The organism is Nostoc edaphicum CCNP1411, assembly GCF_014023275.1.
Lineage (GTDB): Bacteria > Cyanobacteriota > Cyanobacteriia > Cyanobacteriales > Nostocaceae > Nostoc > Nostoc edaphicum_A.
This window is the reverse complement of the sequence record NZ_CP054698.1, coordinates 1,636,749-1,655,973: the sequence shown is the minus strand read 5'-3', so window position 1 is coordinate 1,655,973 and position 19,225 is coordinate 1,636,749. Positions and strand designations below refer to the sequence as shown.

Genomic DNA, 19,225 nt, shown 5'->3' with positions numbered 1-19,225 from the left:
TATTGGGAATGGGGCATGGGGCATTGGGCATGGGGAAGAAATTAATCTCTACTTCCTCATCTCTCCCACTCCTAACTCCTAACTCCCTCACTCCCACTTCTTTGACTTTTGAGTTACATTTGATACTTAAAAAATCAGGAGATTTATAATGGAACAGTTCTTTTTACTAGTCTTTTTAGCCCTTGGTGGTTCTGCTGTAGCGGGGTCTGTAAAAGTCATCAATCAGGGTAATGAAGCTTTGGTGGAAAGATTGGGCAGCTATAACAAAAAGCTGGAACCAGGAATGAATTTTTTAATTCCTTTTTTGGATAAAATCGTTTACAGAGAAACCATTCGGGAAAAAGTCTTAGATATTCCTCCCCAAAAATGCATCACCCGCGACAACGTTGGTATTGAGGTAGATGCAGTGTTCTATTGGCGCATTGTGGATATGGAAAAAGCCTGGTATAAGGTAGAAAATCTCCAGTCGGCAATGGTAAATATGGTACTGACTCAAATTCGCTCCGAGATGGGACAACTAGAGTTGGATGAAACCTTTACTGCTCGTTCTCAAATCAATGAACTTCTGTTAAGAGATTTGGATATTGCCACAGATCCTTGGGGTGTGAAAGTGACGCGGGTAGAACTGCGAGATATTGTTCCATCGCAAGCGGTGCGAGAATCGATGGAATTGCAAATGTCGGCAGAACGACGCAAACGGGCAGCAATTTTAAATTCTGAGGGTGAACGCGAAGCTGCTGTCAATAGTGCTAGAGGTAAAGCAGAGGCGCAAATATTGGATGCGGAAGCTCGGCAAAAATCAACAGTTCTGCAAGCGGAAGCTGAACAAAAGGCGATCGTTTTGAAAGCTCAAGCGGAACGTCAGCAGCAAGTTTTAAAAGCACAAGCGATCGCAGAATCAGCAGAAATTATCGCCCAAAAGCTCCAGACAAATCCTAATGCCAATAAAGCAGTAGAAGTTCTGTTTGCCTTGGGCTATCTGGATATGGGTGCAACAATTGGTAGAAGCGATAGCAGCAAGGTTTTATTTATAGATCCGCGTACTATCCCTGCTGCTTTTGAGGGTATGCGTTCTGTTATCTCAAATGGTCAGCTTGACTCTAACGAGTTGTTTTCTAAACAAATCCCAGGATTAGAACATAACCGCCCTAGTTAGAAGTAGAAGTGGCATTGGTGTCAACTTCAGTTTAAAACCCTTTTCAAACTTCGTTTCCAGTCTCAGACTGGGAACGAGACAATCACAATTATCTACTGACAATATTTTTCAGCTATTTCTTCTCAGAATTTACCCATAGAGGTTAACTTCGCTAAAATAGCCCATTTGATAAAATTACAATGGTTAGTGAAAAGAATGCAATGTCTATGACGGGCTGTCGCTATACACTACCGTCTGATTCTTCTCATGATGAAATAATCAAGTTTTGATAAGTTGTAAATTATGACATTATCTATTCAGCCAACTACAGTAACAAGTGTAGAAGAGTTCTTAAAACTACCAGAGACAAAACCAGCAAGCGAGTATTTTAACGGGAAAATATACCAAAAACCTATGCCCCAAGGAGAACACAGTACTTTACAAATTGAATTAGCTTCTGCCATAAATCAAGTTGCAAAACTACAAAAATTAGCTTATGCTTTTCCTGAATTGCGCTGTACATTTGAAGGTCGTTCAATAGTACCAGATATTGCTGTGTTTGAATGGCAAAGAATTCCATTGCTTCCTAATGGAAAAATTACAAATAAATTTGAGATTCCTCCGGATTGGATAATCGAAATTCTCTCACCAGAACAATCACCCAACCAAGTTATCCGCAAAATTACATTTTCTATTCAAAATGGAGCAAAGTTAGGTTGGTTGCTCGATTCTGCTGATGAGTCAATCATGATTTTTGAACCCAATAAATTACCAGAACTAAAAGAACAGCAAGATATCTTACCCGTTTTGAGTGTTTTGGAAAATTGGCAATTAACAGTTGCAGATGTATTTAGCTGGTTGAGTTTTATTTGAATAAAGCAACAGTAAGCTGACGCCAATTCACTTCTGAATCATTATAGAAAATGAAAATACACCATTTATTTATGAAAATTCACATCATGAGCCTGCCTAAGCAGGCTTTTTCTGATGGTCACTGGCTCTAGTCTGTGAGAAAATTAAGTGCAACCTCACATAAAATCGGTATGACTATTGACTAATCTCAGTAGCTTGGTTTACTTGGCATTGGCTGCACAACCCAAAAAACTCCAGGGTGTGGTAAAAAACTTTAAACTTGTGGCTGGATTCTAACTGGTTTTCTAGGTCATGAACGGGGCATTGATTAATTGGAATTGAGACACCGCATTGCAAACAAGTAAGGTGGTGTTTGTCTTGCTGCGCTAGGCTGTAGAGCGCTTCACCGTTAGCCAAATTCCGCACTTGTACCATGCCTTCGAGTTTTAAGGCTTCTAGGGAACGGTAAACTGTCGCTAAACCCATGCTCTGATTAGTGTTGCGTAATTCTACGTAAATATCCTGGGCGGAAATGCCTTTTTTGATAGTTTTCAGTAGATTGAAAATACGCTCTTGACTGCGGGTGCGTATGGCTCTCATAGACAATTATTTAAATATGCCACTGTAGTTGAAGCTGTTAGATGGGCTAATTAATCAATTAACTTTAACCGCTTCGTAATCTTATTTTCACTCAGTTGGAGCAGAAAGTTATAGTATAGCGATCGCAGCATTCAGAAAAAGCCCGTGCAAACCAAGTATCTAGCCAAAATTTTCGTGACCCTTCGTCCTTCAGTCTTAGACCCCGCTGGTGTGGCTGTACAATCCGGTCTTAAGCAACTGGGATACGAGAACGTTGACCAGGTGCGGATTGGCAAGTACATTGAACTCACCATCACCTCAAGTGATGAGAAGAAAGCACGTCAAGACCTTGATACCATTTGTGACCAAATGTTATCAAATCCCGTAATTGAAAATTACCGCTTTGATTTGATTGAGGTCGAAACTCAAACTGGGGTCTTTTAGAGATTGGGCATGGGGCATGGGGCATGGGGCATGGGACATGGGGCATGGGGCATGGGGCATTGAGCATGGTTATTCTCCTTGTCCCCTCATCTCCCCCTGCCTCCCCTGCTCCCCCTGCTTCCCCTGTTCCCCTACCCCTAATCCCTGCTCCCATTGACAAATGACAAATGACAAATGACAAATGACTAAATTCGGTGTTATTGTTTTTCCCGGTTCTAATTGCGATCGCGATGTTGCTTATGTAACTAGAGATTTGCTTTTACAACCAACTCGCATGGTTTGGCATCAAGAAACAGATATTGCTGATTTGGATGTCGTGATTATCCCTGGTGGCTTTAGTTACGGGGATTATTTGCGTTGTGGTGCGATCGCGCGTTTTTCGCCCGTGATGCAGCAGGTTGTTGAACACGCCCAAAAGGGTAAGTTTGTCCTCGGTATTTGCAATGGTTTTCAGGTATTAACTGAAGCTGGACTTTTGCCAGGAGTGTTAACCAGAAATCGTGATTTGCATTTTATCTGCGATCGCGTCCCATTGAAAGTTGAGCGTACTAATCTTCCTTGGACTCAATCTTATACCACTGGTGAAGTTATTACTTTACCCATTGCCCACGGAGAGGGGCGATTCTACGCCGATGCAGCCACTCTCGCAGAAATTGAAGATAACGGGCAGGTTTTGTTTCGTTATGAAGGGGAGAATCCCAACGGTTCGCTGAACAATATTGCCGGGATTTGCGATCGTCGGGGCAATGTGTTGGGGATGATGCCGCACCCAGAAAGGGCGTCAGACGCAATGCTAGGGGGTAATGATGGCTTGAGGTTGTTTCAAGGCTTGCTAGAGAAGGTGGCGGCGTTGGTTTAAAGTTGATGTTCGCGCCTCTGATAGCAAACAAAGGGCGTTGCATATTTGCAGAATGATTTTGATAATTTTGTGGGATGGGCGTCTTGCCTGTCCCTTAAATTTATAATTTAGATTTTCATACTAATACTTTTCTACATCTGGTATTTCAAAACTTAGTAAAGTATCTACAATTACTATACTATCCAAACTGACTTGATAAATTGCTAGTTACACGAACAAAATAAGGCATAGCAAATTTATACAAGCAGGTAGATTATCTGATGACTATTCCAGAGTCAATTAAACAATTCATTACATGGATACAAGGTTTTGACCATCATATTTTACAAAACGAAGATGATATAAAAGAAAAGTTTATTTTCCCAATGTTTAAGCATCTCTGTTATCCAGACAAATGTCATCGTGAATACCCTTTGGCAAAAAATAAATCAGGAAACTATGATAGAAATTATGAGAATGCTGAGATTTATTTTACAACAGATAATATTAAGGAGCAAAATACAGATACATCACTTATTTTTATTCAAGCAATAGAACTAGATAAAACTAAATTAAATAATGCTATTGAAAAAGCTAGATTTTATAGTAATGATTGCAACCCACTATTTTTTATTGTCACTAATGGATATATAATAAAGGTTTTTAAACGTCTACATTACTCTAGGGAAGAATTAGTATTTGATATAAATATAGATACACTTAAAAATAAGGATATCGCTTCAAGATTTTATAATAAACTAAACTTTCATGTGGTTAAAAATATTGAGAAAAATACAACAGATTTTCTAATAAATACTAAACATAACTTAATAGAAAAGTTTATCAGATGCCATCCAGATTTACAGGATGTTTTAGAAAAATGTAATTTTGAGCCTTGCATAATGCGAGAAGGCTATCGCTTAGTTGTTGTGAAACCAAAAGTTGCGATCGCATGTAATTTACCCAAAGCTTTTGCAGAAGGTAATTGTGAAATACAATTCAGCAGTATTCTTTTTAGAGGTTTAAAAATTAACTTAAATCATCAAGAGATTTTGGGTCAATTAATGACTGGATTGTACACCCAGGTAGATTGGGAATGTCGTCGGTTTTTGAAACGATTAGATAAAAATAATTTTAAAGTAATTTTAGGTCAAACAACAGTTATTTTGTCGAAATTAGAAGTAGCAGACTTGTGTTTGTGTGTTGATGAAGTTTGCCAAGAATATAAAAATTCAATAATAAATTTTGAAAATGCTTTAGAAACATGGAATTTTGAATTCGTAAACTTTTCAGTAAGTCGAGGTTTTATCCTTTTTTCTGTAAGACAAGAATTATGGGAGTTAATGCAGCAGTTTGCTAATGAATTTGATTATACAAAAGGCAAGTCAGAATGGCATTTATTCCATAGAGAAGGTATATCAATTCGAGTGAGTCGAGGAATTCGCGACCATACATTTATCTTCCCCAAATTAGATAGAGACTTATCTTTATTGTCTAATAATCAAATTAATATAATCTACGAACTAAATAATCTTAATTTTCAATCTATTGAAACAGGTAAATTAACTTTATGGCAGCAAGATATAGGGGTACGGGGAACCTGGACAGCTAGATATACCAAACAGTGGTTATTAGAGAAATATATTCCAAAAGTTATTAATTATTACTCAGATAAGTTTCAGCTATCTGAAGCTGAATTGCTAGCAAAAATAACAAATTACGCAAGCGATCGTATGCTGATTCAAGAAATTGATAATATCATAAATTTAGCACCTTATCTTCGCGACATACAATCTTGGCTACATATATATGTGGAAAATATTGCTGCTTCGCTCTTGAAACCATATTACCAAGCCTATACAAATTTGGTGCGTAATACGGATTCTTCCATAACAGGCATAGACTATATTATAGGAAATTTGCGTAAAGTTGAGTGGAAAAACACGCAAGAAGAAAATTCTAGCAATGTCAAAGACTGGAAAAACTTGACTTTTAAATATGCTATAGATTGCTTAGATGAACAAGTAGCAAGAATAAATAATAGTGAATACGAGAACAGTTTCAATGCAGATTTAATAACTCGAATATTTATTTGGATTATAGAAAATGGGAAAATCTCTTTTTCACAAGCTCAATTAAATGCTGCGAAAGAAGCTCTGCTACCACTTTGGGAACAAAGTCGCTTTGAAATGCGCCATGTATTGTATATCCTAATCGATAAAGCTACATAATCTGCTGTAAATCCAACACAAATCCAGGTAGTATATTCTCTCCTGATAAACTAGCAGGATTGTTTAATACCTCTACATCTTTACCTGGACGATAAATTTCTACTCGCTTGTTTTTCCTATCAATTAACCAGCCTAATTGAACGCCATTTTCGATATATTCTTGCATTTTCTCTTGCAATTCTTTCAAGGAATCAGTGCGAGAACGCAACTCTACTACAAAATCAGGACAAATTGGGGCAAATTTTTCTTGTTGTTCTGGAGTTAAAGCATTCCAACGCTCAATTTTTACCCAAGAAGCATCAGGAGAACGTTCTGCACCATTGGGTAGGGTAAAACCAGTTGAAGAGTCAAAACCTTTGCCTAATTTAGTCTGTTTATTCCAGATTCCTAATTCAACAACCATATCAAAATTACGGTTGCCAGTATCACTACCTGTAGGTGGCATAATTAATATTTCCCCTGATGCTGTACGCTCAAATCGATAATCGCGGTTTTTCTGACACATTTGGAAAAATTGCTCATCAGTCAAGTCAATTTTCAATTTGAGTGTAGAAGGGAAAGTGGTTGTCGTAGCGTTCATAGGCTATTTTGAGCATCTTACTTTCTAGTTTAGTCCTGTGTGGGGTGCGATCGTATTTTATTTCAATCTTTATTTTTTCCGAATAGGCGCAGCTTTACCCAAGTAAATTAGACTTATCCGAAAATGGTAAATGTATACGGCAAATGGATTTCAGCGATTATAATGGAATGTGCGATCGCTAGATTAGGTATACGAAAGAATAGGGCTTTGAGCATAAATTACGGCTAAATTATCAGTTTAGGGGCAAAAATATTGGTAAGGATAAAATTTATTTACTACCAACAAATTTAAATATTAATAGCTAGTGAAAGTAAACAATTAAGCCGTAGCCTGACTAACCCACAAACGGTCATAATTACCTGGCTATACTTGTGCCTTGCTAAACGAAATTTCTCACTAGCGACTCGAAATATTTTTACTTTCCCTATTAAATGTTCAACGCCTATTCTTCTAGACGATAACTGCTGGTTTTCTTTTTTTTGTAATTCCGAAATTTCTTTCTTCCTCGGTTTCTTGTAAGGCGTGGTAATTGTTGATTCTCCTATGTAAGCTTTATCTCCAATAAATTTTTGTTCACAATCAAATTTACCTTGTGTTTCTCGGAATAAATTAATATCGCTTGTTTTTCCTAAATTTCCAATATAAATGTCAACAATATCTTCTCCATTGGGCAATACAATAAACTGGTTTTTCAGGGTATGCATTTTTTTCTTGCCAGAGTAGTGCTGTTTTTGCTCTTGATAGTCTACAGGCCTCTCTATAGCTTGTTCTGCACTATCTACAATCAATTCATGCTCACAAAGAATTTTACGTAGTTCTTGATATTTCTGACTATCTTTTTCTACCTCTTCCATTTGAGAAGCTGGTAATATCTCTCTCAAAATCTTCACCCAATAATTAAAAGCATCATTCGCTTTAGTTTTTGATATATCAAATAACAAACCCAAAATATCAAAAGTTGGTTTTTGTCGAAGGTAAACTAGACATAAACAGACCCCTTCTTTAGGAGACATTTCTGATTTACGTCCACCACCAGGAGCAATAAGACGAACTTTGTTTTTTTGAATTTCCGTTTGTTTCTGATTATGTCGTTGTTCTGCCAACACAACTAATGTCATAAACTGTTCATAATTAATACCGCTCAATCGTTTTGCTGACTGGGGATGTGATTCGATTCTTACTAAAGGACTCGTCATGGTTGATGCACTAGAATTTTTATTTCTGTATCATTTTCCCACAAATTTTATTTTAAGGACATGTCTATTGTGTTGTCACCTGGAGGAAGAATAATCCAATTTAGTTGTCTTAAACGAACTTTAAGATTAGTTATTGTTACGCCCAAATCCTTTTGCATTGCGTAAAGGTGAGACCATTTAGTTAAATCGTGTTCTGCTGCCATTTGTTCTAAAATATAATGAGGCATTAGCAAATAACTAGCAAAACGTTGAGCTTGCCATTCCATCTTTTGCAGTTGACCACTAACAGCACGGCACAAAAAAGGTTGCATATCTATTTCACCTTTACCACCCTGCTTTATCAGTTCTTTAAACTGACCAGCCGTCTTTTGGTCAATATGTAGTTCCCAGTGCCCCAGCTCATGAGCTAGCGTTGATTGTTCAAAGCCTTTTGGGAGTTCCAAAATGTCTTCATTGATTTCAATTAGATGCTCCAACGGCAAAATCCTCGCTGCTATTTGCCCTTCAGCATCGGGCGGTATCCTATCCCAAACAACATCCAACCCCAGAAACTCTGCCACACGAGTTGCATCTAAAGGCCACTTGGGAATATATTTGGGTGTTTCCTGCATACGCTTGAGAATATTATTAGCCTTAGCCTCAATTTCGCTATCAGGAATATAGCGATACCGCTTGATGATACTCAACCTTGCTTCTCCTCATTTTCTGGTTGTGTAGCTTCTCGAAAGACTCTTTTAGCAAAATCAGGATTCTCCTGCATTCGACGGAACAAAGCAGGCATTCCCTTGTAGTTTTGCTTGATAAAATCCTCGTCACGCTGGGGAATACGACCAGCCAAAAAAATTAACTCTTCCTCATTTAAATCAAGATGCTGTGCCAGAGAACGAATGACATCTTCTTTTGGAGGATAGTCTGCGCGATCATTCTCTAATTTAGACAGATAAGTGAAATCTAGCCCTATTAGTTTTGCTAGCTCACGCTGACTAAATCCCTTATCTTTGCGGGCTTCACGAATAAGCTGACCAAAACTTTGATTCACTTTTTTTCCTACTTAACTAAACATGATAACAGAGTGTTGACTAAAAAATCAATACACGTTAGGGTGTAGTTGAATAAAAAATCAACAAAGCTAAAAAGGATACAAATTATGGTGTGGCGGCCGTATGTGAGCTTTAACATTTGGTCACAGTTCGCTTCATCTGTTGGACAAGAATATTGGCATTGTGATATGAAACGAGGTTTTTCCAGAGCGCGAAAAAAAGAATCATTAGTTAAAGCACTGTTGCAGCAAGACACTATTCCTCAACATATCGGTTTGCAGGCACAGAAGGGCATTTACGAATTTCACCAAAATATTCAACTATTGCACCAATTAGATGGTGTAGAGATAGTAGCAGAGAAGCTGAAATTAGACCAAGAGCCTATAGAAGTTAAGCAGCGAGTTATTAAAATTTTGACCAACTACCATCAGGAACCAATTCTCTGCGAAAAAAATATCATCAAACTTAGTCGAGGTGATGAAGGAATTCCAGAGCCAATTCTGATTCAGCAAGGTAATTATTTTTTTAACTTGTTTGTAGCTCTTGACTGCATTTTTATTGAATCAGACAACGTACTGCATATTTTAGATTTCAAAACAGGTACATCTAATTTTGATAGGCGACAAGCATTTGTCTACCTGTTGGCAGCTACTTATATGTTCCCTGGACAAAAAGCTGTTGCTTCATTTTATAACTTGGAAACTAGTAAATGGTCTGAGCCAATTACCGCCACTGATGCTCAACTCAAGGCAATTCAATCTAAATTAGCTCAAATAGCTCAAGAACATCAAAAAGAATTGGGTCGTTACAAGCAAAATCCATCTGCATTTGCTGAAATATTTCCTGCTAATCCTGGAATACCCTGTCGAAATTGTCAATTCACATCAATTTGTAAATTCCATTTATTGGAGGTTTCTGCATGACTGTTGCTATTGCACCTACCCAAACTTATACCTCTTTTAGTGAAGTTTTTCCAATCAAAACTTTACAGCTTAAGTTAATGTGTTTTCGGCTAACACCTGAAATTGACAAAAAAGATGGCAACCGATTGAGCTATCATTTTAGTCGAAAATTACCTGAGACTGTTGTTATATGGTACAAACCTTACTTTTGGATTTTGGCAGCATCTCATAAAGATTTACCTAGCAAAGAAGAATTACAAGATGCACTGAAAAGCATTCAAAATGAAGTAGAAGATTTTAAGGAACGCTTATTCGGGTTTCAATCAGTACGTCAGCCTCAACCTACACCTTTTATTTATTCTATGTTAGCTATTCAGGTTTTGAATAAAACCAAATTTAATTCTCCAATTGTTCTGTCTGACAATGGAGTTATAGTCAAAAGAGAACCAGATTTTTGGTCAGAAATTATCGAATTACAAGGTGAGTTTCAACCTGCTCTTAGTTTGACAGTGTGCAGTAGTATTGTGTTTCGTGATAATTTGGCTGATTTCTACGAAAAACATCCTCAACGACAAAACTCAGAACAGCTTTTAATTGGTTTAAAAGTTCAAGAAATTGAACGAGGTAGTAACGCAACAATTGTCGGGATTATTGGAACTATCGAAGAGCATAGAGATGAACTCTTAGCAAAAGCTACTGGTTCAACCAGTAAACAAGCACTACGAGATGCCCCAAAAGATCAACCTGTTGTTGCTGTACAGTTCGGTAAAGATACAAAACAGTTTCACTATGCTATGGCAGCTTTACGTCCCAGTATTACATCTGCCACAGCCGATCAATTTGAAGTTGAATACGGAAAGCTACTTAAGGCTACTAAAATTTTGCATCAAGACAGAACAAGTCTCTTGGCGTCTTATAAAAAAATAGCAACAGACGCTTTAAGTACTTATGGAATTCAACTAGAACGTAGTATCAATAGCATTCAACATCCAAATTTATTCTGGAAACCTGAATTTCCTATAGAGGAAACTCCTCTACTTTTTGGTAATAACTTTATAACCAAAAGAAGTGATGTTCTAAATGGTCTTAAAAAAGGTGGAGTTTATCGTCGTCACCCTGATTTTAAAGATAAATCCAAAGTGATTCACATTGCAGCACTCAAGCTTTGTGATTTAAAAGTAGATCCGTTCCTGAAATTACTTAAGCAGCGTATGGAACTATATGGATTTAAAAGTGAAGTTATTACTAAGCAACCTTTGTCACTGGATAACCTGACTAAGACTGAGGCAAGAGCAGAAGTTGAGAAGAAAGTTAATGAATTAATTGAGATACCACACGACATTATTGTAACTTTTTTACCTCAAAGCGATCGTCTTGATGATGATACAAATGAGGGAAGTTTTTACCATCAAATATACTCTTTATTACTCCGCCGTCAACTTGCTAGCCAAATGATTTATGAAGATACTTTGAATAAGCCTGGAAATTATCAGTATATCTTGAATCAGGTAATTCCTGGAATTCTAGCAAAGTTAGGTAATTTGCCTTTCGTTCTAGCCGAAAACTTAAAAGATGCTGATTATTTTATTGGCTTGGATGTTTCTAGAATTTCAAAAAAAAAGCAAGCAGGTACAAGAAATGCCTGTGCTAGTATACGTCTCTATGGCAAACAAGGGGAGTTTGTTCGTTATCAACTAGAAGATGATTTAATTGATGGTGAAGAAATACCACCTAAACTATTGGAGCGATTATTACCTGCTGCTGAATTAGCAAACAAAACAGTCTTAATTTATCGTGATGGTTCCTTTGTTGGAAATGAAGCTGATTATTTAGTAGATAGAGCTAAAGCAATAGGAGCTAAGTTTATTTTAGTGGAATGTAAAAAGTCTGGTATTCCCCGACTGTATAACTTAAAGCAGAAAGCTGTCATAGCACCTTCACAAGGCTTAGGACTTCGTTTATCGTCTCGTGAAGCAATTCTGGTAACAACTAAAGTTCCTGATAAAGTTGGTTTGGCTCGTCCTATACGTTTAACAATTCATGAGAAAGGACACCAAATCTCAATAGAAAGTGTTTTAGAAACTACTCTAAAACTTACGTTATTGCATCATGGAGCTTTAAAAGAACCTCGCTTACCTATGCCATTATATGGATCTGATCGCATGGCTTATCTACGTTTGCAAGGTATTCGTCCTAGCCAGATGGAAGGCGATCGCCAGTTTTGGTTGTAGAATTAACATCAACGCTACAGACATTCTGCATCCAATCAAAACCTGACTTTTCGCAGGTGCGATCATAACACTAAGATAGCAAATAAGCCGTTATCAGTTTCTTTTGCTTAAGCGTGGCAAGATGCCTCACTAATCCACGCTTAAGCAGCAACTAATCTAGCGCTCTATTTACGTACTAGGTTGAGTAGTTCTTTAGGAGAAGCAAGTAAGTCAATTGCGACAAAGAAAATTTTGCCTTGAGGATCTAGCAAAAACCGCCATGCAATATTCATCCCCACACTGGCACCGAACCAAGGGGTTTGAACTTTACCGGTGATTTTAAGTTGGGTGTAGCCATCTTCCACTGGTTCAGATACACCGCGTTCTGGAATCATTTTCAGTCCTTGGCATTCTTCACGCATGTAAGCCCGAATTGCCTCCTGACCGACAATCGGTCTTTCAAAGGGAGGTTGCAAAGCACCTTCAGAGGTAAACAAAGAAACCGCAGCATCAAAGTCATTGGCATTCATGTTGTTGATATAGCCCAACACCGTGGGATTGTCTACGCCCTCGATGGTGACTTTAGTCCGAAATGCTGGCGCAGTGGGAGGAGCCACAGGTTCTGAAACTTTTTTGTAACTGCCAGGAGCGTTCGGATCGAATCCCATGCTAATTACGGTATTGCGTAGGATGGTGATTTGTTGACCAGAATCAGCATTGCGGATTGCTTGCAACACGTCAGCAGCTTTGGGAGAAAGCTTGTAGCCTTCTGGGATAGGAGCAACGATTCCCTGAGCCATCCATTCTCCTAACTGATACCAGAAGCCCAACTTGATGTTCACGGTGAAGGATGCATAGGAACGGCAGAGGGGAGTGTCAGCACGGTTAGCCAAATCGTACATGACTTGCGTTTGAGCCTCAAAAGGCATCTGCTTAATTTGTTCGAGTAAGCCTTGTGCGAGGATCATGTTGGCTGCTCCAGGAGCCGCAACTGTAATACTTCTACCCATCTCGGTATAGGCAAACCATAGTAATGCTAGTTGATCTTCAGCATTCAGCTTAGAGAAGGATTCAACAACGGTTGGAACAACGTCAGCAACTAGGGTGCCGGGAAAAATACTTTGAGCCGACTGGATGGTAAAAGACATAACAGAAATTCCAAAAAGAAAATTACAGTTCTATCGAATGTGAAAAATCAAATGTGCAAAGACAAAGGATAAATGCGTTTAGCTGTTAACAAAGGCATATCCGAAAAGTATTGCGTCGTAGACATCGCTAGGCATAACAATTCTGTTGCCGTTGAGTTCGAATACTCGGCAAAGCGCATAGCAGGCTCAACTGCATAGTTATTTAGAAAGCCTTGATTAACGGTGGTTTAACGCATTGAATTTGTTTTCGTATCTTTATGTAAAGAAACATAACAAGTTCGTTACGAATAAGCAATACTTTCTCAGCCATCCATTGATAACTTCTGTTTATATAACTTATAAGTTTTGTTGAAGTTGGATTAAACACAATGAGTGCTGTTGTGTGTATTCACTTCCCAGAGTGTAGGTCTAGCCAGTCATAGACCTCGGCAACTTCTCGCACAAATCCGAAATACCCTACTTACTTAGTACGGTTCCCACTACTTTTCCCTTGTGTCAAGTAGTTGCAAAAAATATTTACAATAGTTATTGTTTGTTTATAGATAACAAAAATAAAGAGTAAAAGATGACAAACAGAGGTTTTACCATTAATGAACGTGGACAACTTAACAGATTTGCAATTGAACCCAAAGTTTATGTTGATGAAACCCCACGGACAGGCTTCACCGAATATGCCGAAAAACTCAATGGTCGTTTGGCAATGATTGGTTTTATCTCACTCATAGCTTTGGAAGTTCTCACCGGACACGGTTTGATTGGATGGCTAACCAGCCTTTAGAGAAGACATGTTGAGATTTACAAATTTTCTTCAGTTGACAAATAAAACAATTTAGAGGCAAACTTATGAAAACTGATTTTGATTATCCCAAAAAAGATTTGATTGGGCCCGTTGTTTTTAGACCTGATTTCAACAACTTTGAGACTATCAATGCAAATCAAGCCTGGTCATTGTTTTTCACTGCCGGTCAAGACGACAAGGGATTGGGACAAGAAGTTGAATTTGGCAGATTTTTCACTAACCTTTTAACTGCCATTGGAGTAACTGGAATTCTTTGGGCGGTTTACTTCAGCCAATTATGATGAGCAAGTTTGTTGATTTCTAGTCAGTGGTAATTTCAACGGAGGTCTTGGATTTGGATACCAGGACTTCTTTTCAGTTTTCAATAGGTCTAAAAAACTCCGTTTAGCTTTGGAAAAAGTTTGATGTTGATTGGATTTATAAAGCTTCCCAATTTGTCACGGTATTGCGGATACGTGGGTTTAGAAGTAGCACAAATTGTTTCCAAATATCTTGCAGTTCAAAGTAAAACCTATGTAATTCAAAATAGAAGGATATTGATATATCAACTGTTAAAGTCTGGTCTTGATTCTCATACAGCAGATCGAACTATTTCTGTACTTATATCAAGTCCGGTTTTACAATTAACCAACAAAAATCAGTGTGCAATTAATTTCACACGAAAGTAACTATAAAAGGGATTGGGGATTAGGGGAGAGGTGACAGGTAACAGGGAATAACCTATTCCCTATTCCCTATTCCCTATTCCCTATTCCCTTCTTCAATTCAACGCAAACAACGAATCGCCTCTAATAGACCTCTAGCTTTATTCAGCGTCTCTTCGTATTCTTTCTCTGGCTCAGAATCAGCCACCAAGCCTGCGCCGGCTTGTACGCTCACCGTATTATCATGCACTACCATTGTGCGGATTGCGATCGCAGTATTTAATTGTCCTTCAAAATCGTAATATCCATACACACCGGAATAAACACCCCGACGACTAGACTCTAATTCGTGGATAATCTCCATCGCCCTAATTTTGGGTGCGCCGCTTACCGTACCTGCTGGGAAGGAAGCTTTCAGTAAATCCCATGCTGTTTTACCAAGTGCTAATTTACCCACAACATTGCTGACAATGTGCATCACATGGGAGTAGCGCTCAACTACCATTAACTCATCAACTTTGACGCTACCACTTTGACAAACACGCCCCAAATCATTCCGCCCTAAATCCACAAGCATTACGTGTTCAGCTATTTCCTTGGGGTCTTGGAGTAAATCTTGAGCATAGGCTGCATCTTCCTGGGTAGTTTTACCTCGCGGACGCGTCCCAGCAATTGGCCGTACCGTTGCTATCACTCCACCATCTGCATCGGTTTCGGCTTTCACCATCACTTCGGGACTGGAACCAATAATTTGCCAATCTTGGAAGTTAAAGTAAGCCATGTAAGGCGAAGGATTTATCTGACGTAGGGAGCGGTAAAGGGCAAATGGGTCGCCTGTGTATGTTGTTGATAGTCGTTGAGAAATTACTACTTGAAAAATATCACCTGCTTTAATGTAATCTTTGGCCTTTTCGACACTGGCACAAAAATCAGGGCGGGTAAAATTACTCTTATACTCCTCTGTCACTCTACTCCCCTGCTCCCCTGCTCCTCTGCTCCCTGGCGGATTCCATTCCAATCGAGTTTTTTCCGGCGATAGGGGTAGAGATAGCTTTTCGAGCATTTGGGTGACGCGATCGCTAGCTTGTTGATATGCTGCGCGTAAATCTACATTGGGGTCACGTAAATCAGCATAAGCGATCGCCCAAATTTTCCGCTTCACCTGGTCAAAAATCAACAGGTGGTCTACCTGCATCCACAATCCATCAGGGATATTTCGCTCATCTGGTGGATAAATTGGTACACGCGGTTCAATCCAGTGAATCAATTCATAGCCCCAAAACCCGAACAAACCGCCAATTCCTGGTGGTAACTGCGGTAATTTTACTGGGTGATAAGGTGCTAAACATTCGGCTAAAGCTGTAAAAGGGTCGCCAGCAAAAACGACCTGTGAACCATCGCGGTTTTTCTGAGTCGTGCGATCGCCCCTTGCTTCCAAAACCCACACCGGATCGCACCCCACTAAACTATAGCGTCCTAGTTTTTCCCCACCTTCTATGGATTCCAACAAAAAGCTATAAGGCTGACCCGCACAGACTTTATACCAAGCGGACACGGGCGTATCTAAATCCGCCACCCATTCTTGATATACCGGAACAAAGTTACCTTGTAGAGCTAGCTGAGAAAATTCGGAGAAATCGGGGAATACCATAAATTGCTTGGGGATGGGGCATTGGGCATGGGGCATGGGACATGGGGCATGGGGCATGGGGCATGGGGCATTGGGCATGGGGCATTGGGAAGAATTTTGTTTATAATTCCCAGTCCCCAGTCCCTAGTCCCCAATCCCTAGTCCCTAGTCCCCAGTCCCCAGTCCCTAGTCCCTATACGTCGTGGGTAGCTTTACCACTAAACTTGAGTTGTGATGGATTGGGGTTTTGCCCAATGCTGCGTGGGACATAACGCACTTTTTCACGACCTTCATTTACTTTTTCGGGGAAGACACCATCAGCTGGGTGAATTAAAGTAGTTTCTCCGTTGGGTAAAATCCGGTAAACTTTGTAGTCTGTGATTTTGAGTTTGCGAAGTTGCTGACCGCCCAAAAAGATGCCATATTCTTTACGAGCTATATACAGCAGGTTTTCACCTTTCCGCATAACAGCAGCACCACCTGTAGGCAATTCAAATACTTGCTCTTTCGGGCTAGTCCAAGTGATAGCGTACTTTTCTTCAACTTGTGCTTTGTTTAGCAAGCCACCAGTGCTGCCAGCAAATAGCGGGGTTTGTCCAGAGAGTGTTTCTGCCATAAAGTCGATTCTCTCAACGTTTTTAGGGAATCCTAACATCGCAACCAGGATCATATTGCGATCGCGTCATAGACTGTAACAGTTTTTAGTCATTAGTCCTTTGTTAAAAACTAATGCCCCATGCCCCATGCCCCATGCCCCATACCCAATCCCTATTTACTCTTGACTTTTGTCCGCTTTTCCTCTTGGCTACTCTGAACAATTGGGATGGTGAAGTGAAACTGACTACCCTGGTCTTTGCCAGTTGACTCCGCCCAAATTTCCCCACCCCAGCCATTAACAATTTGACGGCAAATTGCTAAACCAAGTCCAGTCCCGCCGGTGGTGCGGCGCAGCGCTCCCTCTTCTTGATAGAAGCGGTCAAAAACTACTTCTAAACGATTCGGTTCAATGCCGCGTCCAGTGTCAGCTACAGTCACCTCGACCATTTGACGGCTGTTGTAAATCGCCGTAATGCTGATTTCTCCTTGGGGTGGCGTAAATTTAAAAGCATTGTCCATAAGTTTTGCCAGTACCTCTACTAACCAATCACCGTCTGCTCTGACTAGAGGTAGATTTTCGGCAATTTTAGTTTTAACTTGGGGCGGCTTTTCCGTTGAGGAACGCGTGCGATTTCGGCTAAGTGCTAAATCCACACATTCTTGTAAGGTGAGGGATTCTGGGTGCCATTCCACCCGGCCGCTTTCCAAGTTGGAAAGTGTGAGGAAATCTTGTACCAGTTTTCGCATCCGTTCCGAGTCGGAAAGAGCGGTGTTGAGCATGATCTGCTGCAACTCCAAGGGCATATCCGGTTCGGTAGCGAGACTTTCTAGGCACACTTGAATTGTGGATAGGGGGGTACGCAGTTCATGTCCGGTAATGGCTATGAGGTTGCTGCGGGTGCGGTCTAGAGCTTCTAGCTGCTGGTTAAGTTCTTCTAGGTTAGCATAAGCTTCCGCTTGGATAAGAGCTGCTCCTACTTGGGTAGCGATCGCTTCTACCAGATCCAATTCCCCTGGTTGGCACTCGTGCGGTGGCATCCGACAATAGTGCAATTCCACAATGCCCAATAATCGCCCCTGATAGAATACTGGTTCCATCAGCCAAGAACGAATGGCAAATTTTTTGGCAATCAAGGAAAGTCCTGGCGAATTATTAACACGAGGGTCATTCAGCGTATCGCTAATACAAACACCTTCGCCTTGTTCTACGATGTCCCGAAATAGGGAATTTTTCTCTAACTCCCAGGTTTGCCCACAAACAGATAAAACACCGGGAGTCAAAAATTCGTGTTCAATTATGGCTTGGCTATCTGTGGCTTGAGCGCGGTAAATTAAACAGCGACAAGCTTCTAGGTGTTGTCCTAATTCTTGTGCCGCCACCTGAAGAACTTCATGAGGATCGAGCGATCGCCGAATGGCAGTACTAATCGAATTGACTAATCGTTCTTTTCGTGCTTGGGCAGCAATAGAACGGTAGGCTTTGTGCAATTTATACTGACTAGCTTGCAAATAAGTTACTAAGCGCTGCACAAAGGGATCTGTATCAATGTCACAAGCATATTCATTGTCCTGTTCGGCTCCGGAGTGGTTTCGCGGCTCCCCGATGCCAAACCTCTGACGTGCCTGTTGAATTTTACTTGCCAGTTCTGGTCTGTAAACCAAAATCCTGTCTAACAGCAATTCGGCGGCTTTGAGGCTAACTCCTCTTTCCGATGTCCAAATTCCCTCAAATCTTCGCGCTGTATCGATATCCAGATTAGGGCTTAGTTCCGTTAGTGGCTTGTTTTTGGCAATAGAACCAAGGTTTTCCCGACAAACCAGACAAGTAGCATAATTGTCAGCAATCACTACCAAGTGCCACTCTTGACTTAAGCCATCCGTTGGCTCAAAAGCGACTTTTTCGTAGTGTTCTGAACTGTTAGCGAAATCCGTTTCTGGAGCAGATAATACGTATATTTGATTACTTCGCAAGGCCAGTCGCTGGTAGCGATGAGCTTCTTGGCGGTAGAATCGCTCTCGCTGGAAACTAGCAATTACAAGGGGTTGAGCTAAAGTCGCAGCCAAAACTTGATCTTCCATCGCGTGGGAGAGCGCCGTTAATGAAGCCTTAAAATATAGCTGGGGCCGCAAGTAGGGTAGGGACTTTAGCAGATCACTCAGCACAGAAGTCGAAATGCTCATGAATTATTGTTAAACGCTCAACCTCGACAAGATCCACGTCACAGCTGCATTGTACAAATTCCAAGGGACTCTCAAGTTAAATAGACAGTTGCAATATGTAAAGAACGCTAAAAAGCGCTTTTCGCCAAAGCAGGCGTAACACTTCGTTACCAACTAGTAGTTCGCCAAGGGAACTTGGCGGGGTAAAGGGAAAAAATTAAAGGCAAAAGGTATTTTATC

The 19,225-nt window shown here is 40.0% G+C and carries 18 protein-coding genes and 1 pseudogene; 9 read left to right on the top strand and 10 right to left on the bottom strand.

Annotated elements, in window-relative coordinates; translation table 11 throughout:
* Positions 1 to 148 precede the first annotated feature (148 nt).
* Entirely contained in the window at positions 149 to 1,156 is a 1,008-nt protein-coding gene (locus tag HUN01_RS09665) for an SPFH domain-containing protein (RefSeq protein ID WP_181931076.1), read from the top strand.
* Positions 1,157 to 1,438: 282 nt separating this feature from the next.
* Positions 1,439 to 2,008, top strand: coding sequence for a Uma2 family endonuclease (locus tag HUN01_RS09660; protein ID WP_181931075.1), 570 nt, complete (start codon positions 1,439 to 1,441; stop codon positions 2,006 to 2,008).
* A 174-nt stretch (positions 2,009 to 2,182) separates the two neighbouring features.
* On the opposite strand, the gene HUN01_RS09655 is transcribed toward HUN01_RS09660, so the two are convergent.
* A complete protein-coding gene (locus HUN01_RS09655; RefSeq protein WP_069068179.1) occupies positions 2,183 to 2,587 on the bottom strand; it encodes a Fur family transcriptional regulator in 405 nt (134 codons plus the stop codon).
* Positions 2,588 to 2,731: 144 nt separating this feature from the next.
* Between HUN01_RS09655 and purS the strand changes: the two genes are divergently transcribed.
* The 3 genes from purS to HUN01_RS09640 all read left to right on the top strand — a co-directional run bounded on the left by purS (position 2,732) and on the right by HUN01_RS09640 (position 6,079).
* On the top strand, positions 2,732 to 3,010 hold the full coding sequence (purS, locus tag HUN01_RS09650) for a phosphoribosylformylglycinamidine synthase subunit PurS (protein WP_181931074.1): 279 nt from the start codon (positions 2,732 to 2,734) through the stop codon (positions 3,008 to 3,010).
* Between the two features lie 181 nt (positions 3,011 to 3,191).
* The gene (purQ, locus tag HUN01_RS09645) at positions 3,192 to 3,869 is read left to right on the top strand and encodes a phosphoribosylformylglycinamidine synthase subunit PurQ (protein WP_181931073.1); all 678 of its coding nucleotides are present in this window, start codon (positions 3,192 to 3,194) and stop codon (positions 3,867 to 3,869) included.
* A gap of 260 nt (positions 3,870 to 4,129) precedes the next feature.
* Positions 4,130 to 6,079 (top strand): hypothetical protein, encoded by a 1,950-nt coding sequence (locus tag HUN01_RS09640; RefSeq protein WP_181931072.1) that lies wholly within the window; start codon positions 4,130 to 4,132, stop codon positions 6,077 to 6,079.
* Here the strand turns inward: HUN01_RS09640 and HUN01_RS09635 are convergent.
* From HUN01_RS09635 to HUN01_RS09620, 4 genes are all read right to left on the bottom strand, one after another.
* Positions 6,072 to 6,659 (bottom strand): Uma2 family endonuclease, encoded by a 588-nt coding sequence (locus HUN01_RS09635; protein ID WP_181931071.1) that lies wholly within the window; start codon positions 6,657 to 6,659, stop codon positions 6,072 to 6,074. The two genes, HUN01_RS09640 and HUN01_RS09635, sit on opposite strands and share 8 nt — an antisense overlap.
* A gap of 287 nt (positions 6,660 to 6,946) precedes the next feature.
* Positions 6,947 to 7,855 (bottom strand): transposase family protein, encoded by a 909-nt coding sequence (locus tag HUN01_RS09630; protein WP_181927151.1) that lies wholly within the window; start codon positions 7,853 to 7,855, stop codon positions 6,947 to 6,949.
* 47 nt (positions 7,856 to 7,902) lie between these two features.
* The gene (locus tag HUN01_RS09625) at positions 7,903 to 8,541 is read right to left on the bottom strand and encodes an ImmA/IrrE family metallo-endopeptidase (protein ID WP_181931070.1); all 639 of its coding nucleotides are present in this window, start codon (positions 8,539 to 8,541) and stop codon (positions 7,903 to 7,905) included.
* The gene (locus tag HUN01_RS09620; protein ID WP_181931069.1) at positions 8,538 to 8,894 is read right to left on the bottom strand and encodes a helix-turn-helix domain-containing protein; all 357 of its coding nucleotides are present in this window, start codon (positions 8,892 to 8,894) and stop codon (positions 8,538 to 8,540) included. The genes HUN01_RS09625 and HUN01_RS09620 overlap by 4 nt, the downstream gene beginning before the upstream one ends.
* A gap of 108 nt (positions 8,895 to 9,002) precedes the next feature.
* Between HUN01_RS09620 and HUN01_RS09615 the strand changes: the two genes are divergently transcribed.
* Complete coding sequence (locus tag HUN01_RS09615) at positions 9,003 to 9,818, top strand: PD-(D/E)XK nuclease family protein (protein WP_181931068.1); 816 nt, start codon at positions 9,003 to 9,005, stop codon at positions 9,816 to 9,818.
* Positions 9,815 to 12,028 (top strand): Piwi domain-containing protein, encoded by a 2,214-nt coding sequence (locus tag HUN01_RS09610; protein WP_181931067.1) that lies wholly within the window; start codon positions 9,815 to 9,817, stop codon positions 12,026 to 12,028. Before HUN01_RS09615 ends, HUN01_RS09610 begins: the two co-directional genes overlap by 4 nt.
* A gap of 164 nt (positions 12,029 to 12,192) precedes the next feature.
* On the opposite strand, the gene HUN01_RS09605 is transcribed toward HUN01_RS09610, so the two are convergent.
* Together HUN01_RS09605 and HUN01_RS36735 are read right to left on the bottom strand one after the other, a co-directional pair.
* The gene (locus HUN01_RS09605) at positions 12,193 to 13,155 is read right to left on the bottom strand and encodes an orange carotenoid protein N-terminal domain-containing protein (RefSeq protein WP_069068173.1); all 963 of its coding nucleotides are present in this window, start codon (positions 13,153 to 13,155) and stop codon (positions 12,193 to 12,195) included.
* A 47-nt stretch (positions 13,156 to 13,202) separates the two neighbouring features.
* Positions 13,203 to 13,346, bottom strand: a pseudogene (locus HUN01_RS36735) (hypothetical protein); the annotation flags it as partial.
* Positions 13,347 to 13,720: 374 nt separating this feature from the next.
* Between HUN01_RS36735 and HUN01_RS09600 the strand changes: the two are divergent.
* Complete coding sequence (locus HUN01_RS09600) at positions 13,721 to 13,933, top strand: high light inducible protein (protein WP_181931066.1); 213 nt, start codon at positions 13,721 to 13,723, stop codon at positions 13,931 to 13,933.
* 65 nt (positions 13,934 to 13,998) lie between these two features.
* Entirely contained in the window at positions 13,999 to 14,235 is a 237-nt protein-coding gene (locus tag HUN01_RS09595) for a hypothetical protein (RefSeq protein ID WP_181931065.1), read from the top strand.
* A gap of 484 nt (positions 14,236 to 14,719) precedes the next feature.
* Here the strand turns inward: HUN01_RS09595 and trpE are convergent, their stop codons facing one another.
* The 3 genes from trpE to HUN01_RS09580 form a co-directional block, all read right to left on the bottom strand.
* Positions 14,720 to 16,249 (bottom strand): anthranilate synthase component I, encoded by a 1,530-nt coding sequence (trpE, locus tag HUN01_RS09590; RefSeq protein WP_181932626.1) that lies wholly within the window; start codon positions 16,247 to 16,249, stop codon positions 14,720 to 14,722.
* Positions 16,250 to 16,421: 172 nt separating this feature from the next.
* Positions 16,422 to 16,844, bottom strand: coding sequence for a photosystem I reaction center subunit II PsaD (locus HUN01_RS09585; protein WP_181931064.1), 423 nt, complete (start codon positions 16,842 to 16,844; stop codon positions 16,422 to 16,424).
* Positions 16,845 to 16,996: 152 nt separating this feature from the next.
* The gene (locus tag HUN01_RS09580) at positions 16,997 to 19,006 is read right to left on the bottom strand and encodes a DICT sensory domain-containing protein (RefSeq protein WP_181931063.1); all 2,010 of its coding nucleotides are present in this window, start codon (positions 19,004 to 19,006) and stop codon (positions 16,997 to 16,999) included.
* Positions 19,007 to 19,225: the final 219 nt, after the last annotated feature.